At 36.7% G+C, this 25327-nt stretch carries 23 protein-coding genes; 3 read left to right on the forward strand and 20 right to left on the reverse strand.

What is annotated here, in order from left to right; genetic code table 11:
- The first annotated feature begins 11 nt into the window (after positions 1-11).
- A complete protein-coding gene (locus C794_RS14695; RefSeq protein ID WP_017797913.1) occupies positions 12-2174 on the forward strand; it encodes a YhgE/Pip domain-containing protein in 2163 nt (720 codons plus the stop codon).
- 442 nt (positions 2175-2616) lie between these two features.
- On the opposite strand, the gene C794_RS14700 is transcribed toward C794_RS14695, so the two are convergent.
- The 6 genes from C794_RS14700 to C794_RS14725 form a co-directional block, all read right to left on the reverse strand.
- Positions 2617-4077 (reverse strand): CoA-acylating methylmalonate-semialdehyde dehydrogenase, encoded by a 1461-nt coding sequence (locus C794_RS14700; RefSeq protein ID WP_017797914.1) that lies wholly within the window; start codon positions 4075-4077, stop codon positions 2617-2619.
- 21 nt (positions 4078-4098) lie between these two features.
- A complete protein-coding gene (locus tag C794_RS14705; RefSeq protein ID WP_017797915.1) occupies positions 4099-5442 on the reverse strand; it encodes a GntP family permease in 1344 nt (447 codons plus the stop codon).
- Positions 5443-5464: 22 nt separating this feature from the next.
- Positions 5465-6664: an iron-containing alcohol dehydrogenase gene (locus C794_RS14710; protein ID WP_017797916.1), complete on the reverse strand. Its 1200-nt coding sequence runs from the start codon at positions 6662-6664 to the stop codon at positions 5465-5467.
- Between the two features lie 143 nt (positions 6665-6807).
- On the reverse strand, positions 6808-8589 hold the full coding sequence (locus C794_RS14715; protein ID WP_017797917.1) for a sigma 54-interacting transcriptional regulator: 1782 nt from the start codon (positions 8587-8589) through the stop codon (positions 6808-6810).
- Between the two features lie 175 nt (positions 8590-8764).
- Positions 8765-9499, reverse strand: coding sequence for a tyrosine-protein phosphatase (locus C794_RS14720; protein ID WP_017797918.1), 735 nt, complete (start codon positions 9497-9499; stop codon positions 8765-8767).
- Positions 9500-9533: 34 nt separating this feature from the next.
- The gene (locus C794_RS14725) at positions 9534-9941 is read right to left on the reverse strand and encodes a secondary thiamine-phosphate synthase enzyme YjbQ (RefSeq protein ID WP_017797919.1); all 408 of its coding nucleotides are present in this window, start codon (positions 9939-9941) and stop codon (positions 9534-9536) included.
- Between the two features lie 139 nt (positions 9942-10080).
- Here C794_RS14725 and C794_RS19910 point away from each other — a divergent pair, with 139 nt between their 5' ends.
- The gene (locus C794_RS19910) at positions 10081-11394 is read left to right on the forward strand and encodes an alpha/beta hydrolase (protein ID WP_017797920.1); all 1314 of its coding nucleotides are present in this window, start codon (positions 10081-10083) and stop codon (positions 11392-11394) included.
- Between the two features lie 14 nt (positions 11395-11408).
- Positions 11409-11900, forward strand: coding sequence for a DUF3887 domain-containing protein (locus tag C794_RS14735; RefSeq protein WP_017797921.1), 492 nt, complete (start codon positions 11409-11411; stop codon positions 11898-11900).
- A 328-nt stretch (positions 11901-12228) separates the two neighbouring features.
- Here the strand turns inward: C794_RS14735 and C794_RS14740 are convergent, their stop codons facing one another.
- From C794_RS14740 to C794_RS14805, 14 genes are all read right to left on the reverse strand, one after another.
- Positions 12229-12714, reverse strand: coding sequence for a hypothetical protein (locus tag C794_RS14740; protein ID WP_017797922.1), 486 nt, complete (start codon positions 12712-12714; stop codon positions 12229-12231).
- Between the two features lie 33 nt (positions 12715-12747).
- Entirely contained in the window at positions 12748-13524 is a 777-nt protein-coding gene (locus tag C794_RS14745) for a V-type ATP synthase subunit I domain-containing protein (RefSeq protein ID WP_017797923.1), read from the reverse strand.
- A 52-nt stretch (positions 13525-13576) separates the two neighbouring features.
- Positions 13577-13957: a hypothetical protein gene (locus tag C794_RS14750; RefSeq protein ID WP_017797924.1), complete on the reverse strand. Its 381-nt coding sequence runs from the start codon at positions 13955-13957 to the stop codon at positions 13577-13579.
- A 656-nt stretch (positions 13958-14613) separates the two neighbouring features.
- Positions 14614-15462, reverse strand: a complete 849-nt coding sequence (locus C794_RS14755; protein WP_017797925.1) for a Cof-type HAD-IIB family hydrolase — start codon at positions 15460-15462, stop codon at positions 14614-14616.
- A gap of 98 nt (positions 15463-15560) precedes the next feature.
- On the reverse strand, positions 15561-16916 hold the full coding sequence (locus C794_RS14760) for a tripartite tricarboxylate transporter permease (RefSeq protein WP_017797926.1): 1356 nt from the start codon (positions 16914-16916) through the stop codon (positions 15561-15563).
- A gap of 2 nt (positions 16917-16918) precedes the next feature.
- Positions 16919-17380, reverse strand: a complete 462-nt coding sequence (locus C794_RS14765; protein ID WP_017797927.1) for a hypothetical protein — start codon at positions 17378-17380, stop codon at positions 16919-16921.
- Between the two features lie 341 nt (positions 17381-17721).
- Complete coding sequence (locus C794_RS14770; RefSeq protein WP_017797928.1) at positions 17722-18771, reverse strand: galactitol-1-phosphate 5-dehydrogenase; 1050 nt, start codon at positions 18769-18771, stop codon at positions 17722-17724.
- 20 nt (positions 18772-18791) lie between these two features.
- A complete protein-coding gene (locus tag C794_RS20880; RefSeq protein ID WP_017797929.1) occupies positions 18792-18950 on the reverse strand; it encodes a hypothetical protein in 159 nt (52 codons plus the stop codon).
- Positions 18951-19004: 54 nt separating this feature from the next.
- A complete protein-coding gene (deoC, locus tag C794_RS14780) occupies positions 19005-19676 on the reverse strand; it encodes a deoxyribose-phosphate aldolase (protein ID WP_017797930.1) in 672 nt (223 codons plus the stop codon).
- Positions 19677-19700: 24 nt separating this feature from the next.
- Entirely contained in the window at positions 19701-20735 is a 1035-nt protein-coding gene (locus tag C794_RS14785) for a zinc-binding dehydrogenase (RefSeq protein WP_017797931.1), read from the reverse strand.
- Between the two features lie 118 nt (positions 20736-20853).
- Positions 20854-22113: a galactitol-specific PTS transporter subunit IIC gene (locus C794_RS14790; protein WP_017797932.1), complete on the reverse strand. Its 1260-nt coding sequence runs from the start codon at positions 22111-22113 to the stop codon at positions 20854-20856.
- A gap of 66 nt (positions 22114-22179) precedes the next feature.
- Positions 22180-22458, reverse strand: a complete 279-nt coding sequence (locus C794_RS14795; RefSeq protein WP_017797933.1) for a PTS sugar transporter subunit IIB — start codon at positions 22456-22458, stop codon at positions 22180-22182.
- Entirely contained in the window at positions 22458-22946 is a 489-nt protein-coding gene (locus C794_RS14800; protein WP_017797934.1) for a PTS sugar transporter subunit IIA, read from the reverse strand. Before C794_RS14800 ends, C794_RS14795 begins: the two co-directional genes overlap by 1 nt.
- A gap of 38 nt (positions 22947-22984) precedes the next feature.
- Positions 22985-25045: a BglG family transcription antiterminator gene (locus tag C794_RS14805; RefSeq protein WP_017797935.1), complete on the reverse strand. Its 2061-nt coding sequence runs from the start codon at positions 25043-25045 to the stop codon at positions 22985-22987.
- Positions 25046-25327 lie beyond the last annotated feature (282 nt).

Genomic DNA, 25327 nt, shown 5'->3' on the forward strand with positions numbered 1-25327 from the left:
GAAGTCATAAAATGAAGAACATATGGAATATTTTTTCGACGGATGTTCGTAAAACAGGTACGAATTGGGTTGCACTTATTATTCTAGGCGGTTTATTGATTTTACCGTCCTTATACGCTTGGCTAAATATTAAAGCTGCTTGGGACCCTTACAGTCAAGTCGATGAAGTACCGGTTGGTATTGTAAATGAAGATGTCGGCGCAGAAGTGCGTGGAGAAGACATACATGTTGGAGACGAGCTTATATCTACCTTAAAAGAGGATAACTCCATGAATTGGCAATTTGATAACCGCGAAGGTGCGATGGAACATATTGAAAACGGGGACTATTACGCAGTGATAATTATCCCAGAAGATTTTTCCGAAAAGCTAGGAACGGTTACTACCGGAAATCCAGAAAAAGCAAATGTAGAATACTACGTAAATGAAAAGGTAAACGCAATTACCCCACAAATGACCAACCGTGGCGCAAGCACGATTGTTGATAATGTAAGCAGTCAGTTTGTATCGACGGTGAATGGCGTTATTTTTGATTTATTTAATCAAATTGGTGTGCAACTAGAAAATGATCTACCTGACATTGAACGATTTGAAGAGTACTTATTTAATGTTGAAGAAAGTTTACCTGAAATTGAAGAACTATTAACAAGTACATTAACAGATGCAGAGAATGCTGCTGATTTAATTAATGAGGCACAAGGATTAATTCCTCGTGCAGAAGAAACAACAAATGATGGACTAAATACAATTGATAATACGATAGCATTTCTTGATAATGCAGAGGGGCGTTTAAACGAAATGGCTCCGCAAATCCAAGAAGATTTAGAGACGATACAGCAAGTAACACAATCAACAAATGATTTCTTACAAGATGTTCAAGATTCTAATATCGATTTTGGCAGTGGTAATGCAATCGTGGAACAAGTCGACACACAAATTAATGATGGATTAGAGCGTCTTACAACGATAGAAGATGCTCTAAATCAAGTACAAGAACAGCTTGATCCTGAACAACCAGAATACGAACAAATTCAAGATTCACTTGATCAGATTGTATCATTAAGAGAATCATTAGAGAACGTTCAAACAGATGCCAATGAAATTAACACCGTGTTGCAGAATACAGAAGACGAAGTATCCACTTTACTCAATGATTTAAAAGAACGTTCGCAAACGGTTAATGAACAAGTAGATGCCTTTGTTGTTGAATATACGGATACAATTGAACCAACGGTACGTCAAACAGTTGATGAGGCTCAAGGGACGTTACAAGAGGCAAGAGGAATACTGGTTGATATTCAATCAACCATCCCAGAAGTCGAATCTATTCTTGCTTCTACGGATGGGAATCTACAAGAAGGAACGGATACGATTAATACCGTACTCGGTGAATTCCCTTATGTAAATACGAAAGTAAATGAATTAGCGGATCGCGTCCGTGAAATACAAGATGAAGCCGATTTACAGGAAATTATTGATTTACTCCAGAATGATCCTGAGGCAGAGCAAAGCTTTTTCCAAGAACCAGTAACATTGGATGAGACTCAAGTATTCCCAATTGCGAATTATGGTGCGGGTATGACTCCATTCTATACTGTTCTCGCTATTTGGGTTGGCGGTCTATTATTAATTTCACTGTTGTCCACCGAAGTTCACCATGTTTCGGAGTTTACGTTACGTCAAGAGTATTTTGGAAAGTTGATGACTTTCTTACTTATTGGGATTATTCAAACCATCATTATTACATTTGGAGATATTTTTATTCTTGGAGTAGAAATGGCACATCCAGGATGGTTTATTTTGTTTGGGCTATTCATTAGTTTCATTTTCATTACGATTATTTACACGCTTGTCTCTGTATTTGGAGATGTTGGAAAAGCAATGGTAATTGTTTTTCTTGTATTACAGATTGCCGGTTCTGGAGGAACATACCCTGCGATGCTATTACCCGAGTTCTTCCAGACAATCAATCCATTCTTGCCATTTACGTATGCAATCGACTTATTACGTGAAGCTGTCGGCGGAATTATCTGGAGTAAAGCAATCAAAGATATGCTTGTGTTAGCCTTATTTGGTTCTGTTTTCTTTGCTTTAGGAGCATTCTTTAAGCAACCCATTAACAAACATACGAGAAAACTAGCAAAAAAATCACGAGAATCAGGTTTATTCCATTAATAGAACAGGTTGGGACATAACAAAAAGTTTTAGTCAAAAAATAGAATATACTAGAATAAGCGTAAGAAATATACGGAGACTCCTTGAAAATCAAAAATCGATTTTCTCCATGCGATGCAATGCTTTCGAGGTCTTCCTTGTCCTATGGGAAAGAGGCCTAGACGAGCATCCCCCGATGCATAAGCATCCGGAGGCTCGCCAGCCGCCTTAAGATAAGCGCAGTATATTTCTGAAGCGGCTTTTCAAAACCAATTACTTTTGTCCCAACCTCCTCTCTTTATTGATAGAATGCTGCTAAATTTATGAGTTGTTTTTATATCCACAACCTTAACTAATTTGGAAAAGAAAATCACTATCCTAACAGCCAAGAAACTCTTAAGTAGGAATTAACTCATATTCTATTCCTAACACTTACTACTTCTAAATTTTTTACTTTGTATACCTACACCCATTTGGTAGTAAGTACTTTTTTACGTGTATAAAATTGTAATCCATCTTTTCCGTTTGCATGTAAATCCCCATAGAATGAATCTTTCCAACCAGAGAATGGGAAGAATGCCATTGGTGCAGGAACACCAATATTTACACCAAGCATGCCAGCATCGATAGTCTCTCTAAATCTACGCACGCTTCCCCCATCTCTTGTAAAGATACATGCCCCATTTGCAAATCTAGATTCGTTTGCTAAATCTACACCTTCCTCTAAATTATTCACACGGGCAATTGACAACACTGGAGCGAAAATTTCATCTTGCCAAATTTTCATTTCTGAAGTTACATGATCAAATATGGTTGGTCCGACAAAATAACCTTCTTGCTTAGCTGCTTCATCTGTACGACCATCCCGAACAAGATTTGCACCTTCTTCCTCACCAGAATGAATATATTGTAACGTACGTTCCTTATGTTTATCACGGATTACCGGTCCAAGGAATACCCCTTCATCTAACCCATTTCCAATTTTTATTTCATTCGCTTTCTGCGTTAATAAAGCAACAAACTCATCAGCAACCTCTTCTTCAACTGCTACTACAGATGCAGCCATACATCTTTCTCCTGCAGAACCGAATGCTGCATTCAATATTTGAGTTGTCGCATTTTCAAGGTTGGCATCATTTAGTACAATCGAGTGATTTTTTGCTCCTGCGAGTGCCTGTACACGTTTTAAATTCTCTGTTCCTCGTTTATATACGTATTCGGCTACTGGCTGAGAGCCAACAAAGGAAATAGCAGCAACTTTTTTATGATCAAGTAATCCATTTACGACATCATGAGCACCATGTACTATATTGAATACTCCTTTTGGAAGTCCTGCTTCTTCTAGAAGTTCTGCCAAACGGTTCGCTAATAATGGCGTACGCTCAGATGGTTTCATTACAAAGGTATTCCCGGTAGCAATCGCCATCGGAAACATCCAGCACGGTACCATCATTGGAAAATTAAACGGTGTAATTCCGCCAATGACCCCAATTGGGTAACGATATACACCGGATTCTAAATCAGTTGCAATTGAGGGTAGCTGTTCTCCCATCATTAATGATGGGGCTCCAGTCGCAAATTCTACATTTTCAATTCCACGTTGTACTTCACCATACGCTTCTGTGTAATTTTTTCCGTTTTCCACCGTAATTAATTGCGCTAGCTCATCCCAATGTTCTACGAGTAATTGTTGATATTTAAATAAGATTCGAGCCCGTTTTGGAACAGGTACTTCCTTCCAAGTCTTAAATGCTTCATTTGCCACCTCTATCGCATTGTTTACATCTTCACTTGTTGAAATTGGCACTTGTGCAATTACTTCTCCTGTCGCTGGATTGAAGACATCCTCTGTTTTTTCTGTACGAGAGTCAATCCATTCTCCACCAATATAGTTTTTAACGATTTTTACTGTAGTTTGTGTCATATAAAGCCCTCCTAAGTAAATTTAAAATATGGTGTACAAAATAACTGCCAACGCTAACACAATAGTAGGTAAAATTACACTCACCATTAAAATTGGTTTATACGCCCTTCCATGTGATTCTCCACATATCGCACGAACTGTGGTTACAACATACCCATTGTGCGGAAGAGAATCCAATCCTCCTGAAGCTAGAGCGGATATACGATGCATCGATCCTGGATCTAACCCTTGTGCTAAATAAATAGGAGCTAGGATAGGCAACGCGATTCCTAATCCGCCTGAAGCAGACCCTGTAATAGCACAAATGACAGTTACACCTATAGCTAAACCAATCAATGGCGGTCCAGGTAAATTCACCAAACCAGTGATTAACGAATCAAATGCTGATACTTGAGCAGCAACACTCCCAAATCCTACTACGGCACAAGTATTAGCTAAAGCTACTAACGCATTTTGCGCTCCCGTTGCAAGTGAGTTCCAAAATTCAGTAAGAAAACGAAGCATTGTCAAACATGCAACTGTGATACCTACTAATAAAGCGATTAATAATGCAATTGTTGGGTTCATAAATTGTCCTAATACATTTAAAAGCACAATGACTAATACAAGTGGAATACTGGAAATAATGATATTTGGCAAGTCCTCTTTTTTCGGATCAGATTCCTGTTGTGCAAGATTAGCTTCCATACTTGCAGCTGATTCCTCTCGCCCTCCATTTGGCAAAGAGAAGGTTTCTCCTTTGGCAATAGCTTTTTTCACCATAGAACCTAGCCATAAACCACCTAAAGTCATTATCAACAGTGCACATACGACACCAATCCATCCGCCTGCTGTTGGAGTAGTGCCAAAAAATTCAGTAGGTATAATATTTTGAATTTCTGGTGAACCAGGTGCAGTCATCGTAAATGATATAGAACCGAAAACGAGAGCCGCAGGAATGAATCGGTGTGGTAAATTTGCTGATCGAAATAAAGAGACAGCGATAGGATATACAGCAAACCCCACTACAAATAAACTCACACCTCCGTATGTCATAATAGCTGCAGCAGCTACAACTGCAAATACTGCTCGTTTTGGTCCCAATAGCTTTTTAATCCATTGAGCAATACTATCCGCTGATTTCGTCTCTTGCATTATTTTACCAAATATTGCGCCTAATAAGAAAACAAAAAACCATGACGCAAAATAGCCCGTAAATCCGGTCATATAATTATCCATTAAGGCAATATCAAATCTTAATCCCCCTGTTAGTGCTACGATCACTGAACTAATAATAGCTCCAATGATGATATTTACACCTTTCATTGTAAGGTAAATTAAAACTATTAGTGATACCAATAATCCAATCATACCTAGAAATTCCATCATTTCTCCCCCTGTTCTCGGTTTAATTACTTACCGACTTATGTGATGAAAATTGATAGCTATAACAAGTTTGATACAGTTTCTCTATTTCTTGTCTTGTAGGTATTCTCGGATTGTTCTCCGGGCTGCCACTCGCTAATGCATCCACTGCCATTTTGCTGATCACTTGTTGAAACTCCGATTGATTAATCCCCCAACCTTCAAAGTTTGGAATATTTAGATCAAAACACAACTCTTTCACCGACTCTACTGCAATATCTGCTGCCTCTTTATCAGATACTCCCGAAAGATCAGGTTCAAAAAACTTTCCTAAATCCGCAAGCCGCTTCACACAATGTTCTTTACTAAACTCAAGCACAGCAGGAAGTAACATGGCATTGGAAAAACCATGTGGAACATGAAACAAAGCACCGATTGGCCTCGACATTCCATGGACAAGACAAACAGAAGCGTTCGTAAAAGACATACCTGCTTGTAGAGAACCTATAGACATCTCTTCTCTTGCTAGAACATCGTCTCCATTCTCATATGCACTTTTTAAACTGTTTACAATTTTTTCCACCGAAGAAAGCGCTAACATATCTGTCATCGGTTGAGCTTTTCGAGAGATATATGCCTCAATTGCATGACTTAATGCATCGATTCCAGTCGCCGCCGTAACGGATTTCGGAGAAGATAACGATAATAATGGATCCACAATAGCAACATTTGGCATAAAAACTGGTTGTTTAATCATCATCTTTACATTATTACTCGTGTTTGTAATTATCGTAGCATCGGTCGCTTCTGAACCAGTACCGGCTGTTGTCGGAATGGATATATGTGGTAAAGGTGGTAGTTCTGCTAATTTTTTCATTCCCATATAATCCCCAATATAGCCACCATTCGTTGCAATCACTGCAATTGCTTTTGCTGTATCGATACAACTTCCTCCACCTAGGGAAATAACAACATCACATTGTTCGCTCTTTAATAATTGCAATGCTTCTTCCACATATTTATCTGTGGGCTCGGATTCAACCCCTAAATAGACAGCGCTTTCAATTTCTTCCTTACAAAGTAAATCTCTACATTCACTTACATACCCCAACTTTTCCATTATTTTATCGGTAATAATAATTGCCTTATGGCCACGTGCTGCTGCTTCTACCCCTATCTTTTCAAACGCATTTCTCCCATAATTTATTGTCTCCGGCGTACGAAAAACTGCATACTCTTGCATTCTCTCTTCCCTCCCCTTTTTCCTTTCTCTCATTACTATGCAAAAATCATGCCAAATAATAATGACTTCCATGCCAATGACTAACAAAAAAGGTGTAGGGAAAACACTACACTATTGTAGTGTTGTGTAGGAATTTATCTACACTACATCTCAATACCAAACTTCTTTAATTTTTGATAGAGCGTGGTTCGATGTATACCTAATTTCTGAGCCGTTTTGGTTTTATTCCCACCAGTTTGTTCTAATGTAATTTTTATTAACTCACTTTCTCTCATATGTTCTTGGTGTTTGACTTGATGCATGGGTGATAACTGATTATCTATCGTAAACTCTTCTCTTTTCATATAGTTTGGGAGATGATGATAGTGGATCATGTCACCCTCAGTTAATATGACAAGCTTTTCTATTGTATTAATAAGCTCTCGAATATTTCCATACCACTTATATTTCATTAGTACTCCTATCGCTTCTGCCGTTATATCTTTTTTCTGTATGTTATACTTTTTACAAATCGTTAGTAGATAAGAAGATATAAGTAATGGAATATCTCTTTCTCTTTTTCGAAGAGGAGGAATATGTAATTCGATTACATTAATGCGATAATATAAATCTTCTCTAAAGGTACCCTTCTCTACCATCACTTTCAAATTACGATTTGTAGCAGCAACTACTCTTGCTTTTAATGGTTGCTTTATCAATCCACCTACTTTTTCATACTCTTTTTCTTGGATTACTCTTAGTAATTTCGTCTGCATGGTAAGAGGCATTTCTCCAATTTCATCAAGAAATAACGTTCCATTGTCCGCAAGTTTAAATTTCCCTATTTTTCCTCCTCGTTTTGCACCCGTAAATGAGCCATCTTCATAACCAAATAACTCAGATTCAAACAACTGCTCAGGTATTGCCCCACAATTCACACAAACAAATGGTCCAGATTTATAATCACTCAAATGGTGAATACTCTTTGCAAATAGTTCTTTTCCTGTCCCGCTATCCCCTGTTATTAATACAGTTGCCTCTGTCTGGGCAACTTTTCTTGTCATCCGTTTTAATTTAGCTAACTCTTCACTTTGGCCGATAATTTGTTCCAAATAATTATCGCTCTGCAATTGATGACTAATTTCTTTCTTTGGATACTTTTCGTTTTTCATTTTTTGTTTTTTCTCTTGGTAACGATCATAGATTTGATATAGTTCCGTTACTCCTTCAAATATCAGCATTCCAATCGCACCTACTAATTCTCCATTCCTCCATACCGGGATTCGGTGTACTACCATTGGCTGTCCCTGTATGTATTGAATTACACCACGTTCTGCTATTCCTGTTTTCACTGTACGATGAAGATTTGTATTTTCAATTACTTCTTGAACCGGATGTCCAATTGCATCCTTTTTATCGACTCCAGTAAAACGACTATAGGCTTCATTAAATTCGACTATTATTCCGTTTCTATCTACCATTGCCACACCCTCATAGGCACTTTCGAGAATAACCTCTACGATCTCTGCAGAATGAAATGATTGATCTAATTCATTTATATAGTGTACTAATCCCCGTTGAATCTCATTAGAGGTTAGTATCCCTATTAATCTATGTTCATCGTCCACTACTAAACAATTGGATGTCGGAAGTTTACACACGTCTATAATAAATTGATCAGCATGAACAAGTTGAAAATGATTTCGAGACATGTATTCAGTAACTGGCATATTTTCTCCATGATCTAAAAAAGCTTGTACAATTGATTTACCTGTAATGATTCCAATTGGCTTGCCATTATCTATTACTGTAATAAAGTCTGCATCTATCTTATTAAAAAATTTGGCAGCTTCTTTCATAGAATTAGTGGAAAGAACATATATCCATTTGTTTATCATCCAATTCGCAACTGTTAAGTCCTTTATAATCTGATGTCCCTGTTTCAAGCTTATCTCCCCTTTCGTTTTTATCTTAGTTTCTATTATACATTGGTTTCAGTGTAAGTTTAAAAATTCAAAATTTAATTGCTATAAATATTTGTCACTAACATTTCACTGTTTACTATATATTAAAAAAGTTACCCAGTATTCTCACCATACTGGGCAACTATTTATATCGATTTTATTCTTCTATAAACGAAGTTCTTAATTGCTGCCTCTCTTTCTCACTAAATCCAATTTTATGGAGGAAGCCTTCCGTACTTCCATAGTTATCATATAAATAACGTAAAAATTGTTCCATATATTCTGGTTCACATAATAACATACTTCGAAATTGTTTCTTCGTCATAAGAGGAGGAGTACTACGTAATGCTTCTTCTGTTACCGGTTTATACTTACTCGTAAGTGCATAATCTTTTATAATCAAATCATGAGATACACCTGCTAAATCTAGCAACATTGCAGCTAAGACACCTGTTCGGTCCTTTCCAACTCGACAGTGAAATAATACTGGGTTGTCCCCTGCATGAATAAAATGTTGAAATACTTCTTTAAATTGCTTTTGACTCGAATCCAACATCATGCAATACATATCGACTAACGATTTTGGTATCTTCGTAGTGAACGTGGCTGGGTCTAATAACGGGATATTGATATAGTCATATGATAGTTGATCAATGTGCTTGTACTTTCCTTCAAAGGACAAACGAAGGTCAATAATCGATTGAACACCTTTTTCTCTAGCTAAATACTTTTCACTTTCTAAAGGTAGAGCATGTAACGAATCACTCCGAAAATATTTCCCCCACTTCGTCATATTACCTTCTTTCGTTGGATAACCGCCAAGGTCTCGAATATTCGCAGCACCATCGATATCAATATGTCTTGCTGGATTTAAAAGTAAAGCATCATTCATACTAAGATTCCCCTCTCAATAGCTTCTATATATCTTAGCCTTCTATTATTTTAACGTACACTGTTCTGTTTCTTGGTCCATCAAATTCACTAAAATAAACACTTTGCCATGTTCCTAGAATTAATTTTCCATCAGAGATAATTAATGTTTCATTTGCTCCAACAAGGGATGATTTCATATGACCATCGGAATTTCCTTCAAAATGCACGTATCCATCTTTATTTGGAAAAGTTTCATTTAAACCAAGAGAAAGATCTTTCTTCACATCTGGATCAGCATTTTCATTTATCGTTATTGCAGCTGTTGTATGAGGACAAAATACAACCATGATTCCTTCTCGGACATTACTTTGCTTCAAAATATCATTCAAGTAATTATCTAATCGGATAAAGGTTTGTTTTTGATCCGTTTGTATTTGAAATGATTGTACATTGCTTGCCATTCCAATCCCTCCTAGTTATTTCTATTATGCATATCATAACGAATATTCGGTTTAACAACAAATAATTGAGTATATTTGAAACTTTTTTGACGGTTCATTCGTATACATATTTATCCAATTATATAAAAGGGAGGAATCTATGCGAACTCGTATTGTTATCATCTTGTTTATTATATTATTGCTAGTAGCTTGTTCTTCCGATAGAACTTTGGAAGAACAATCAGAAGAGATCATCGACAACTTAATTGCAGGGAACTTTGAAGATGTAAGGGATAACTATTTTAGTCAACAGTTACAAGAGACTTATTCTAAAGAGGAACTTCAAGATTATTGGCAAGCAATGCCGATAAATGGGAACGCAAAAGTAGAATTGGAATCAAGCGAGCAGCAATCATTTCATGTTGTTGAAGGTGTTGTAGAGCAGACAGAATCTTCTATAAAGGTACGTATGACATGGGAACAATCAGAACTTGTCGGATTTCATATGGAACCTATGCAAAAGAAGAAAACGTTACCAAGTAATGTAGAAGAAGAAAAGATGATAATCGGTGAAGGTACTGATTTTGAGCTAGAAGGCACGTTAACTTTACCAACGAATCGTGATGAGGACTTACCCGGTGTTATTCTCGTCCATGGATCTGGACCATCAGATCAAGATGAGACAGTTTATGCATATGCTCCATTTCAAGATCTTGCCTATGGCTTAGCTGAACAAGGCATAGCTGTACTCCGTTATCCAAAACGCACGTTTGTATATCCAAATATGGAAGCTACATTCGGTAATGATTTGACTGTGAATGAAGAGACCATTGATGATGCGGTTCTTGCAGCAGAACTATTAAAAGATGATGATCGAATTCAAACAGACGCTGTCTTCGTCATAGGTCATAGTCTTGGAGGGATGCTTGCTCCAAGAATCGATCAACAAGCTGATACAGATGGTATGGTTATATTAGCTGGATCACCAAGACCGTTATGGGAAATTATATATGATCAGAATATGTATTTCCTTGATAAGCTAGTGAATGAAGAAGAGGAAAAAAATAAATCGATTCAAATGTTGGAAGAAGAAAAACGGGTTGGCGGAGCTTTAATCGATATGACGGATGAAAAAGCGAAAGAAACTGAGGTCTTTACAATCAACGGTTATTACTTAAAAGAAATGGATGAACATAGTGTTGGTGAGATCGCGCTTCACTCCAATAAACCAATGTTACTTTTACAAGGAGAAGCAGACTTTCAAGTAACGATGGAACAAGATTTTACTATGTGGCAACAATTATTAGAGGAAAAAATCGATGTGACATTTAAAAGCTATCCAGAGTTAAATCATTTCTTTATCACTTCTGAAGGCACAAATAAAGGAACTGTAGAAGAGTATTCGATTCCTGGTCATGTAGATGAACAAGTGATTGAAGATATTGGAAAATGGATTCATGAACAAACCAATTAGAAAGGAGCAATTATATGAAGAAACTACTATTTATACTTATTGCAATGTTATCAATACTGCTAGTCGCTTGTGGAGTGAATGATGATACGTCAGCTAATAATGAACAAGAGGAAAATGATACCGAACAAGAAGAAACTTCTAAAGAAGAAGAGACCAATCAAGAATCTGATGATAATCAAAGCGAATCACCTGAGGTTGATGAAGAGAAGACAGCAACTGCAGAAGCATTTCTAGACAAGATTGTAAATGAACAAATAACAGAAGCTTATAATGATTTGAGTGAACAAATGAAGGAAGAAATTACAGAAGAACAATTAGAAGAAGTATGGAATACCGTGACAAGTGATATCGGTTCTTTTGTTAGTTTTGAACTAGTGAGTTCGACAGAGGAGCAAGGAATTAACATCTTTATTTACGATGGATTATTTGCTGGCGGGAATGCACAGTTCAATGTTGCTTTGGATAATGCAAATGAGATTGTTGGTTTTTATATTTATCCAAAGTAACCTCGCCCCTTGAGATTAACAAGGTGGCAAATCTCTCGTTGATAGTGAGGTTGGGACACAACAAAAAGTTTTAGTCAAAAGACGAATGATAGCTGGAATAAGCGTAAGAAATATAAGGAGACTCTTTGAAAATCAAAATTCGATTTTCTATGTGCGATGCAATGCTGTCGAGGTTTTCCTTGTCTTGTGGAATTGAGGTATAGGTGAGGACCCGAAATCCGGAGAAACCGGAGACTCACCTAAACGAAGTATATTTCTAAAGCTGATTTTCAAAGGGCATTCATTCGGATTTATCTTTTGCTTAAATACTTTTGTTCCAACCTCTCTTTCAATCTTTTTCTGATTCAATTATATTATCGTTTTGAATGGAATTATTTTTCCTAAGCAAGTCCATGTCATCTTTAGCTTGGATAATAATAGCATCCATCTCGATTTGTAATTCTTGATTTATGTTGTTTGGCGAAATTTCGATATCTTGAATAATTTCATCAGCATATTGTTCTAACTCTGAGGATCGTTCCATAATTTGTTGGTCAAGCAATATTTGTAGCTCTTGATCAACGGTATCCATCTGCGAACGAATTTCCATTTGAAGTCGCTCTAGCTGTTGTTGTTTTACTCGATTTAATTCTTCTTCCATCGTTTTTACCGATTCATCCGTATTGGTGTCAAACCAACTACTGATCAAAGATTGCATATCAGTATTCGCAAAAGTTACATGAATAGTACAGCCAATCAATAGAAAGAAAATAACCAATGTTTTTCTGGCTACCGACTTCCATTTTAAATCTGAATTATGTCTCTTTCGGTTCATAGTATTGGCCTCCTATCACTTTTAAAAATTTGCTTATTGATTAATTCCTTCAACAACAGCATCTAAAGCAGCTTTAGCATCATCTTCAAGTTCTTGTGCTTTTGCTACAATAATTGCTTCTTGTTCAGTTACCAGCTCATCAAGCAAAGTGGTTACAGATGCTCGTAAATCATCGATTGTCCACCCTAACCAATTAGATAAATTTTCAGTTGTTGCTGTTTCATGACTACTCACTTCAGCTGCAAGTTCTTCCTGTGCAGCTCGAATTGCTTCTTCTAGCTCCTGCACCGCATTCTCTTTAGCAGTCGTCAAGTCTGTAGTTAATTGTGTTACTGCTTCATCACCAAGGTCAGATGTATAATTGGTTAAATCATTTGTAGCAAATGCCTCGCCTTCACTAGCCAATCGATCAATTTCTAGATAAGCATCTAAAAACACATTATAATATTCATAACCAATACTTTCTAAAATTGCCGCTTTCTCTGCATCTATTCCTTCAATATGATCTAATTTTGCAGAAATGATTTCTTCAAGAGACTGGCCAGTAGATAATTCTCGTGATAAATCAATATCTATCGCTGCATCTGATTTTACTTGAGCATATTCCGATTCCAATTCACTAAAACGTTCAGTTGTCATACTTTCCACTTCAGATTCGATAGAAGCTACACTTTCATTAAATAGTCCGTTGTACCAATCACGTAATCCTTCACCAGCTGGTGTACTCGCAAACACAACACCTGAACTAATCACAACACTTGTTGCGAACACTCCTGCAATGATCTTTTTCTTTAAACCTTTTACTTTCATTTGTTTGACCCCTCTCTACTTTCAATAATATAAATAGGATAACGAATAAAACCTAATATTCAGATAAAATACTTTGCAAAAATTCATTCCAGTCAGCATCTATTTCTACTTTTAAATCACGCTTTACTTGATTCTCTATTTCTTTCCAATCTTTCTGTAGTAACACTCGTTTTTCTTGTCCCAACTGTTTTAAATAAAATTGTTGATAGTCATCTATTTGTTGCAAAGATTGCTGTTTTGTTTCTGTTAGATACTTAGTTAAATATTCCTGATGTTCAGCTTTGTTTACTGTATTCACATCAAGAAATAAGTCCTGAAACATGGTGCTATGGTAGTCCCAAACTGCTAATCGAACATCTCCCTTCTCAGCAAATGTAGTAGAATAGGATAAGCCGATGAAGAGCACAAACAAGATGATTAACCGTTTTTTCACCAACACATCCCCTTTCTTCATAAGATAATTGTGTATTTCCTTGTTGTCTATCTAACCTATTACCTATACTAGCAAATTACTGCCTAACATAAATCCTAGAATGCTCCCATTTTTATAATAGTTAAATAGTTTTGAATTATTTAAAATTAACCTTTGGTTGCAATGCTTTATACCTATTAACTAGTAACTTCATCAATCATAAAAGGAATATCCTACCATCAATCAGGACTATCGATGCTATTGTAAATTACTGGGATTTATAAAATAAACCTAGGAACTTTGTTGGGTAGAATTGATAGAGGTTAATATAACTTAGGGGATTTTGTCGAAATGAAAATAGTATTTCTTAATTTTCTTTGTTTATTACTCTTACATTGTCGAAATCGAACTTTCAAAAGGAATAAAGCCCTAATCATATTAGGCAAAAAGATTGGTTAAATATTAAAGTATTTATCGTTTTATAGCTTTTGGATGATATATTATACTACCTATCAAATAGTATAATCAGAAGAAAATAGACGACTTCTAAGGGAATAATAGTAATCAAGGATTTGTATGGTAAAGTACTGCTTATCGATGATAACTTTGTTGCAACACCCTCAAAAACCGCCTATTTATAACCAATAATTACTTCTGAAATTCTGTGTTAAACCACTTTATTTTATTAAATGGTTAAGCGCGTATGCTACACCATCTTCTTTATAATTTTTAGTAGTTATATCGGATTTTTCTTTTACTTCTGGCTCTGCATTTCCCATTGCGATACTCTTACCGGCTACTTCAAACATTGGGATATCATTAAAATTGTCACCGATAGCAACAGTATTCTCCATCGGAACTTGAAAGTATTCCGCTAGACTGAGTAATGCATTCCCTTTACTGGCATCTTGGTTAGAAATTTCTAGTTTTTGGCGACCTGCTCCAGTGATGGAAATGTCTTCTCTATTTTGTAGTTCTTTATTTAAATTAGCTAATAAATCAAGTTGGAACGACAATATAAACACTTTATATACACCCAATGATTCATAATTAATGGAATGGTAATCTTCTACAGTTTGTAAACCAAATTGATCTTTCTGTGTTGCAATCATCGCTCTCATTTTATTTCGTTCTTCTTCACTAATATTCGGGTAATCATCGACTTCTTTTTCTAATATAGCAGTAATATCTCTTTCTAAATAAATTCCTTCATTCGTATAGATCTCATAATACAGTCCTTCTTTATCTGCTTTTTCCATTAGTTCATGCACAAGACTTGGCCGCATCGATAAATGCTCAATTACCTTATGATCCGCATAAGTAACTGCTCCATTACCCGTGATGAGTGGTAAATCTAATCCTGCTTGCTTGGTTAATTCTTTCGTATCATGTAGCGATCTACCAGAACAAATGGCGACGATATCACCTGCTTCTAACCTGTTCCGAATTGCTTCACTACTTACTTGATTTATGTTTCCTTCGTCTGATAATAATGTTCCATCTAGATCGATTGCAATTAACTTCATACTTTATCATCCTTTAATTTTCATTTATCCTATTAGTATTTCCAAAAAGAAAGGAGTCTACTTCAGTAGTTGAAGAGGAGACTCCTTTTCCAATCTATTTACATTCCTAATAATGTTCCTACAATCCAACTCGATCCATAGAATACCATAAACTGTACACCAACACCTACTCCTAGGAATCGATTCAGTATACCACCAACCATTGCCATCGCAAATGTCACTGTAATTCCGACAATGCCTCCTTCATAAAAGGCTAGTAGTGTAACTATTCCAATGAACATACCGATAATTGCTTCTTGGTTAATATGTTTTAATACGAGAACAGTTGCTTTCCTCGCAAAATTCATAGAAAAAGGATAAGCAATAACAGCTGCAATAACGATTCCAATCAAACCAAATATTAAAAACTCAAATGGCTCCATCATCGTATGTAGGTTATTAACTGGTTCTGTAGTGAAAACTGGTGGCGCATTGAATAATGCCTGTGCAGGACCAATTGCCACTGGACTTAATGGAATTCCAAACGCCACGAGTGGAATGATGGTCTCAGCAATATATGTGGATTCGGTTACCCCGTTCATCGTGGAAAGACTTGTTGTCGACTTCTTGTATTGACCTTTCACTCGTGATCCGACTAGTTCGCCCATTAATGCAGTCATTCCTACTGGACTTAAAGCAAAGGTTAACGATGATAGAAAAGAAGTACCCGCCACAGCAGATGTTTGTTTTTTTGTTAATACTTTAAATGGATTTGGAAAATAACCACTCCATGATTTTTTCTCAGGAGCAAGTTTATATTCATTTTTTTCATGCCTAGTAATCATTGGACGAGCACTGCGAGACAATGCTAATAGTATATCCGTCAACATGGGCCCGATCGCAATACCAAGGAAGAAACTTATGGATAGGCTGGCTTCTAAAATCGTTGTACTTACAAGGTTCAGCCCTTGAATAACAAGGGCAAGTGGTACGATTAAAATAATACTGGCCCATCTTCCTTTAGAAAAATATCCTATCAATACAGCTGCTAATGTAAAAATAATCCCAGCATTTTCTTGGAAAAACTCGCCGAATTGACTTAAAAATACTGCAAATAAAAGCGCAACTGGCAAGGCGATAAATGCACCGATGATACCTCCTGAAATCATTTTGCGTAACGCTATATGCGGTAAGCCAATGCGTCGCATAAAGTCAGCATGCTCAAGCATTGGTGTAGCAGTTGTATCACCAGGGACTCCCATTAAAGCCGTTGGGATTGCATGGGTTAAATGCTTAGACAACACCGCAGCCATAAAGAATGCAAACACACCTTCAGGTGGAGCACCCAATAACACGACAATTAATGTCGCTGGGACAAGTACCGCTGTCTCATCTGATCCTGATATCAATCCAATTAAAGTGAAGATAATACTTCCTAAGAGCGCAAGCAGTATTGCTATCATTAATGTTTCCATTATTAATCATCCTCCTTTTTTCGTGAGGATGTCATATCTTGAGAAACTTCCTTTTCTTCTTCCATGAACATATCGTAAAATCCTTGTTCTTTCATTTCTTGTATAATAACAGGGTCATTCTTGATAGCTTCCCGTTCTTCATGTATATCAAATTGCAATTTTTCATAAACCGAAGATAACTCATCACTTGTACTAGCAGTTTCATTCAACTTCCTCTTTGGTTTAAATAAAAACGTATTGAAAATTAAACCTGCTACACTTCCAACAATTCCTAATAATAAGGAATAAGACTCTATCATTTCTTCCGCAGCAATATTCGGGAAGATAACTTCCCTACCTAGAAAAAAACCTGCTAAGCTCAGACAAACACTTATGATAATTGTCATCATCAAATGTTTTCCGTACACAGTATCTCCTATGACTTCTACATAGGATTCATCATGATTCGATGGTGATTGATCCACTTTTTATACCTTCTTTCTATCTAACACTATGAAAAGTTAGAATGTAATTCGTAAATAAATAGATTATACTATACTGGGTGAAATTATTCTAGATACTAGTACCAGATGCTAATCTATAGGTTTTGGATGCTGCTACGTACGAGATATATTTGTGTTACATGTTTCTAGCTTTCATGATGTTTCTCCGCACATATATCTCTTATGTTACCCTTATTCAAGCACTCGCACTAATTCTCGCCAAATAAACTTCGCCAATCCAATATCTTTAATTTCCATCACAAACAAAAAGCCGAAGCTACTACACTTCGACTTGATTTTTACTATTCTCCTATCTTCAGTTCCTATTTACCAGGATGAAAGATTACTTTTACAGCATCGGAAAGTCTATTGGTTATTTGATGAAAGATCTCTGGCCCAGCTTCGAGTCCAAGTCGGTGAGAAATCATCGGTTTTACATTTAGTTGGCCGGTGCCCATGTAATGTAAAGTTGCATCCCATTCTTTTCCTGGAAAAGGTGCCGATAGTGCATTCCATGAGCCAAGAATTCTTAGCTCGTTTCGAACAATCATCTCGAAATAATATCGTTTTAGTGTAATATCGCCGTAAGGAATTCCTAAAAAGACTACTTCTCCACCTTTTTTTGGTAAAGCAAGTACTTGTTCACTTGTGATCGGCGAACCAGCTGATTCCACTGCAAGGTCAACACCAAGATCACCGGTATAATGTTTTACGATTTCCTCAGCATTTTCTTCCATCGGGTTTACTACAATGTCCGCACCAAGTTCTTGAGCAATTTTTAATTTGTGGTCATCAATATCGATTGCAATTACTTTACTGGCACCGAAAATTTTAGCCCATTGTACTGCTAATAATCCAATGCTCCCGACACCCATAATAGCTACAGAACTACCTGGTGTAATTGATGTTCGGTAAAATCCATGTGCAACTACAGCGGATGGCTCAACAAGTGCTGCAGTATCATCATCAATCGAATCTGGCAATATCTTGACGTGCCTTTCTGGTAGTTTCGTATATTCTGCATATGCACCTGGATCTCTTGCTCCAATTACGGTCAGGTCCACACATCTAGTTGGACTTCCTTCCTTACAGTAGTGGCAATTTCCACATGAAAAAGTAGGGCAAGCCACAACACGATCCCCTGATTTAAAATTCGTGACACTTTTTCCTACTTCCACTACTTGACCTGCAAACTCGTGTCCGAAAGTCATTCCTTCCACGTAGGGACCTAGCTTTTTATATCGAGAGGTATCTGAACCGCATATGCCTACAGCTTTTACTCGAATAATGACCTCATCATCTTTTTCAATGATCGGCTTTGGTGTATCTTCGTAGCGCAGATCCTTTACACCATACAAATTCAAAGCTTCCAAGATAAAGCTCCTTTCTATATCTAATTATTCGATTCTTTGGTAGATTTCTTTTTATTTTTAATTAGAAAGTATGCCGCTATCCCAACAACAATTGAGTTGAAAAGCAGTTGATATTCAAAATAAAATTGACTGATACCTCGCATTGGTCCAAGCATAAAGTCTAGTAATGCATCAACCATGTAAATCCCTCATTTCAATAGTTTTGTTCAAGCAAGCTTCCTTTTCTAATCTTGTTAATAAGAGCTTGTTGATGTTTCTCCACGGATTATTTGTACGGCACCACTAGAACCAATTCGTGTGGCACCTGCATCAATAATTGCTAGAGCATCTTCGTACGTTTTTATGCCTCCGGCCGCCTTAACTTGAATTTTCCCTTTACCGAGTTCATTTAATAATCGAACATCTTCTACCGTTGCTCCGCCACCATTAAATCCAGTAGCTGTTTTCACAAAATCCGCTCCTGCACGGATAATACATTCCGTAACGTTAACTTTCTCTTCTTGGTTCAATAAAGCTGTTTCAATTATTACTTTCGTATTTAAACCGTTAGCTGCTTCTACTACACTTGCAATATCAGCCTCTACTGTTTGATAATCTCCAGATTTTAAAGCTCCTAAGTTAACAAGCATATCGATTTCTTCTGCACCGTTACGGATAGCTTCTTTTGTTTCTTCCACTTTCACATGTGTAGTTGCTCCTCCTAAAGAAAATCCAACCGGCACACCAACCTTTACATCATGCTCAGCTAACCAGTTAACTGCAAATGGTACATAATATAGTTGAACAAAAATTGTTTTAAATCCATAATCGACTACTTCCTGTACGAAACTCTCTATCTCAGACTTACTTGAAGTTGGATGTAATAATGTATAATCAATGATTTTAATTAGATCGCTCTTTTCCATAATGAATCAAGCCTCCTCATGAAGTTAATCTTGTAATGGTTTTAATAGTACTTTTATTGCTTCTCCGCCTTTTATCGCTTGGTATGCTTCATCCCATTGATCAATCGTGAATTCATGCGTCACTAATGCTTTTGCATCGACTTTCTTTTCTTTCATTAACTGAATCGATGGTTCCCAATCTGCTGATTTTTGACTTCTACTGCCCACTACTTGAATTTCTTTTTGAATGACTTTCCCCATATCAAAATTCACATGTGACTCTGGGAAAATTCCTACTTGTGCATAGCTTCCCTTTTTCCGTAGTAAGTCGAGGCCTTGATTAGCTGCGTGAATCGAACCAGAACATTCCAATACAACATCCGCTCCATAACCATCCGTTAATGTTGTAATTTTTTCCTTAATATCTTCCTCTTGAATATTGATAACATGGTCAACGCCAACTTCTTTCGCTTTATCTAGACGGATTTTGTCATTGTTAAGTCCAGACATCATAACAGTTGCTCCATAGCTTTTAGCAACCTGGGCAGCTAATAACCCAATCGGTCCCGGTCCAAGCACAACAACTAAATCACCCTCTTTAATATTTGTTTTTTGAATGGCATGGTACGTGCATGCTAATGGTTCTGTCATCGATGCAGAACGATCATCCACTTCCTCCGGTATATGGTGAAGACTTTCTTCTCTAGCAATCAAGTAATTCGTAAATCCACCATTTTGCTGCGTGCCTAATCCTTTACGATGATTACATAAATTATAATCACCTGTTTGACAATAGCGACACTTTCCACAAATATAAAAAGTTGTTTCTGAAGTAACACGATCACCGACTTTAAAACCAGTAACCCCTGATCCAACTTCCACAATTTCACCGGAAAACTCATGCCCTAAGGTTACTGGAGCAGCTACTTTATAATGGCCTTCATACGTATGAATATCCGAACCACAAATTCCTGCGTAGGCTACTTTTATTTTCACTTGATAATTGGATACGTCTGGTTCTTCAACATTTTGAATGTGTAAATTACCTTGTCCTAACTCTGTTTTCACTAATGCCTTCATGTTGATGTACCTCCTATAAAGATGTATACTTTTTGCCTTTACTCCCCACAAAGTTATAAGGTTAAAAAGATCGATAAGCTACTGTAGCGTCGATCCTTTTTCAATCTGAGATAAGTCATTAATTGAATAAATCAAAGAATCTCCAGATGACCCAGTTTACGATATTTCCACCTTGGTCAATACTTGATACCATCGCAGAACCTTCTGGTAAATTGATTTCTGCACTTGTTGCCATATCAGTAAATAATGGAGCAATATCCGTCGCTACGTATAAGGAAACTGCAATCATAATCGTACCTACGATGACAGAGTGAATAATATTTCCTCGTGCTGCACCGACCACAAAAGCGATAACAAATGGTATTGTTGCTAAGTCACCAAATGGTAAAACTGCATTTCCTGGTAAAATAACTGCTAGTAACACAGTCACTGGCGTTAAAATTAAAGCTGTCGCAATTACAGATGGATGTCCTAACAGAACAGCAGCATCCAAACCAATATTGATTTCACGATCACCAAAGTGTTTATTTAACCATTCACGTGCAGACTCGGATACCGGCATAAGACCTTCCATTAAGATTTTTACCATACGTGGCATTAATACCATTACGGCTGCCATGGAAATACCGATATTGATAATCTCTCCAACACCATAACCAGCTAATGCCCCAATAGCTGCACCTAGTAGAAGTCCGATAACCATAGAATCTCCAAATACACCAAAGCGCTTTTGAATAGAATCCGGATCTGCATTTAATTTGTTTAATCCAGGAATTTTTTGAAGCCCTTTTACAACAAAGATAAATGGCGCATAAGAAATAGTGCTCCCTGTTGCTACGGATACACCTGGCATGTCATAAAATTCTTCAACCATTGGTTGTGTCCAATCCGCAATTTTCAAACATACGATTTGGAAAATAGTCGCTGCAATCAACCCTTGGATAATACTATCTGACACAGCGTATACAACTGCACCCATAAATGTATAATGCCAGAAGTTCCAAATATCAACGTTCATTGTTTTCGTTGTTTTAGTAACAAGCATGATAACGTTTACAGCTAAACCCAAAGGAATAATAAATGCAGCAATCGCTGATGCCCATGCAATAGATGAAGTTGCTGGCCATCCTATATCAATTACATTTAAGCTCACCCCTAACCGATCGACCATTCCTTGAGCGGCAGGGCCTAAGTTTAACGTCAATAAGTCTATTACTAGAAAAATACCTACAAATGCCACACCAATCGTCAAACCAGACCGAAATGCTTTCCCTGGTTTTTGACCGAATAATATCCCTATTAAGAAAATTGCAACTGGCAAAATTACGGTTGCACCTAATCCTAAAAACGCTTGAATAAAATCAACAAAGCCTTGCATGATAACTCCCCCTCCACGTTTAAGATGAAGCTCGACTCTGGTAGTTTAGAATCGAGCGATTTCACCTTATTTTTTAAGTTCTTCTAAAATTTGTTTCTTTGTATCTTCCACACCAATTCCTGTTAAGAAATTACGAGCATTAATAACCGGGAATGAATACTCTTTCTTCGTCATTGCAGTTGTTACTAATAAATCCGCTGTTGATTCATATGTGCTTACTTCAGCGATTTTAATTTGTTTTATATCAATTTTGATATTGTTTTCTTTGGCTAATTCTTCGATTGCATTGTTTACTACGGTAGAAGTTGCAATACCTGCGCCGCATGCTACTAGTACTTGCTTCATTACGATTCACCTCCTTTAAAGGAATATAAATTTAACTTATTTGCTATTAATTGTTTTGCATTGCGTTTATCTTTTTCCACAATTAACTGTTGCAAGAATGATTCGTCTTGAAATAGCTTCATTAAATCTTGTAGAAGTGTTAATTGAGAGTGTGGTTCATCCATTGCGAGCATAAAGACAACTTGTACTGGTGTCGTTTCACTATCGTCTCCCATAATGACAAAGTCAACCGGTGATTTTAGAACACCAACACTAATCGTTTTTCTGTTCACGTGTTTTGCATCGGTATGCGGAATAGCAACCGAAACACTTGTTGTTGGCAATCCTGTAGCAAACTCTTTTTCACGTTCTACGATTGCAGGTATAAAGCTTTCCTTTACGTATCCCAGATCTACAAGATTTCGTCCCATTTTTTCTAATACTTGCTCATTTTTTTCTACATCTAAATCTAGTAAAATAACATCTTCCTCAAAATGTAATTCACTCATTTATGTCACACCCCTACCTTCACTTTCTTTTGCTGTAATTAACTTCCCGTAACATAAGCTTCAATTAATTGGTGAATATATTGCTTTGAATTAGCCTGAACAAGTTTAGGTAATATCGTCTCAGATGAAGCAACCTTCATTAATTGCATTAAAGCATGTATATGTTGTTGTTTATCCACAGCCGCAATCATAACCATAAGTTTAATTTGATGTCCTTCTTCTCCATATTTCACACCATTTTTTATCCGAAGTAAGCTCATTCCTACTTGTCTTACCCCATCCTCTGGAGCAGCATGAGGAATCGCTACATGCGGTCCGATGGCAATATAGGAATCTTCTTGAGAATGTTGAATCGCAGCTTCTACGTAATATTGCTCAATATGCCCTGATTTCAGTAGTGGTTCAGCACAAAGACGAATTGCATCTTCAAAAGATGGAACTGCCTCCCTGAGCGTAATATATTCCGGGATGAGAAATTCATGTAAATCCAACTCTATGGAAGTGCTCAATTGCCTTGTTATTGCCGCATTTTCATCTCGATGAATATATGCATATAGTTCTTTTCTTAATTGCTTTTCATCATTTACATCCGCATACTGCCCAATTGTTTTTAAGATGTCATCCACATTAATTTCGTTTGGAATATAGTCATACACTTCTAACATTACTTGCTTGCGTAATCGTTGTTTATCTTCTGGACGTAGCATTGTTTTTGATATAAACAGATTCTTCTCCGTCTCTAAAGCGATTGGTGAAAAAACAACATCATACTCTAGCCCGTAGGTTAAAAATTCTCGGACTGATAATGAATCTAAGAATACGAACTCCGGGAAAAGTTCTTTTAATTGATGGAACATTAACCTTGATACAGAAACCCCCTGCGGACATACAACAATTGCCTTTACTTTCTCCGTCATACTTTCTCCTTGCATATGCATCCAACCACTGACAAGCATAACAATGTAAGTAATTTCATTTTCAGGAATCTTACTTCCCATTACTTCACTAATTGGATCTAATGCCCGTTTAATCAAATGTCGAATTTGTTCAAATTCTTCATTGTACGTGCTCTCAAATACGATTGCATCGGTTAATTTGTACTTAATCCGATAATAAGCAGGAGTGAGATGCTGCAATAATTTATCTATTAGCTGCTCACGATCCTGAAAGATAATGCAGGCATTTTTTTCAAATAGTCGAACCATTTTATCAATCGCTGGTACTAAATCTGGGATAGAATCTTCTATTAAAAGTTCATTACGATGCACACTGCCAGTTAATAAATTTAATGTAATAAATAACTTCTCTGGAACTGGAAGACTCTTATCATATAAAATTTCTTCTGTTGCTTGGTATTCCTTTGTATTGGATAATTCATCATAGCGAATGGATAATGGCTGAATCTGGAACCCTTGTCGAATCCGTCGTAATATTAAAGAAAAAATAGTTGGCATCGTCATTAATTTTTCATCTGTAAATTCGATATTGAGCTTATTTTCCACTCTTTCTAAACGGCGGTGGAATTGTTCAAGTAAACTACCTTCGAGTTGCAGTACCTCATGTAACTTTTCCTTTTCATCGGAATGAAGAATAATGTCATTCGCTAACCAAATCATTACTTTTCTAGCTTGAAATTCATCTCCTTCAATTTGGTATCCATCTTTACGTGAATACTGAATAGCTAATTGATAGGAATCTAATTGCTTCTGGGCTTGTTTCATATCATTTAAAATCGTATTTTTACTAACGAATAACTTCGATGTAAAATGTGCTAAGGATAACGGTTCTTTACCACCAAGGATCATAATTAATAGAAACTTCACTCGATCCACTTCCGACAAAATCACTTCATTGTTTGATATTGGTGAGACTCTTGATGTTACCGTGGCAGTAAGTATGGACTGATCAATAATAAATTGACCTTTGCGTGTGCGCTCAATCTCTGGTAATTGACTCTGCGTTAACCAATGATTTATTTTTTGAAAGGTGTAGCCTAACTGCCGACGAGAAAGATTGTACTTTTCTGCTAATTTCGAGCTTGTGACACTTGTATCTTTAATTAATTCATTAAAAATTTGCTCTTCTCTTTCTCCCAACACGGTTGCTGACCTCCTTTGATATTTATCATAACAGTTGATTTTTCAGCAATGTATACGTTTTCATCACAAATATTAGAATCATCATTGTACAATATTGTGATGATTAGAAATAGATTACAACATTATTGTTTTGAAGAATACTAATAATGTCGTATTTCATCGAATTTTCTTTGTTAATATATGTATCGGTCATGGATAGTGATTTAGCTTTAAAACTCTCTTGAGAAATATACTGCGCTTATCCTAATGGCGACTGCAGAGCCTCCGGATACTCCGTATTCC

Origin of the sequence: Oceanobacillus kimchii X50, from assembly GCF_000340475.1 — a bacterium.
Lineage (GTDB): Bacteria > Bacillota > Bacilli > Bacillales > Amphibacillaceae > Oceanobacillus > Oceanobacillus kimchii.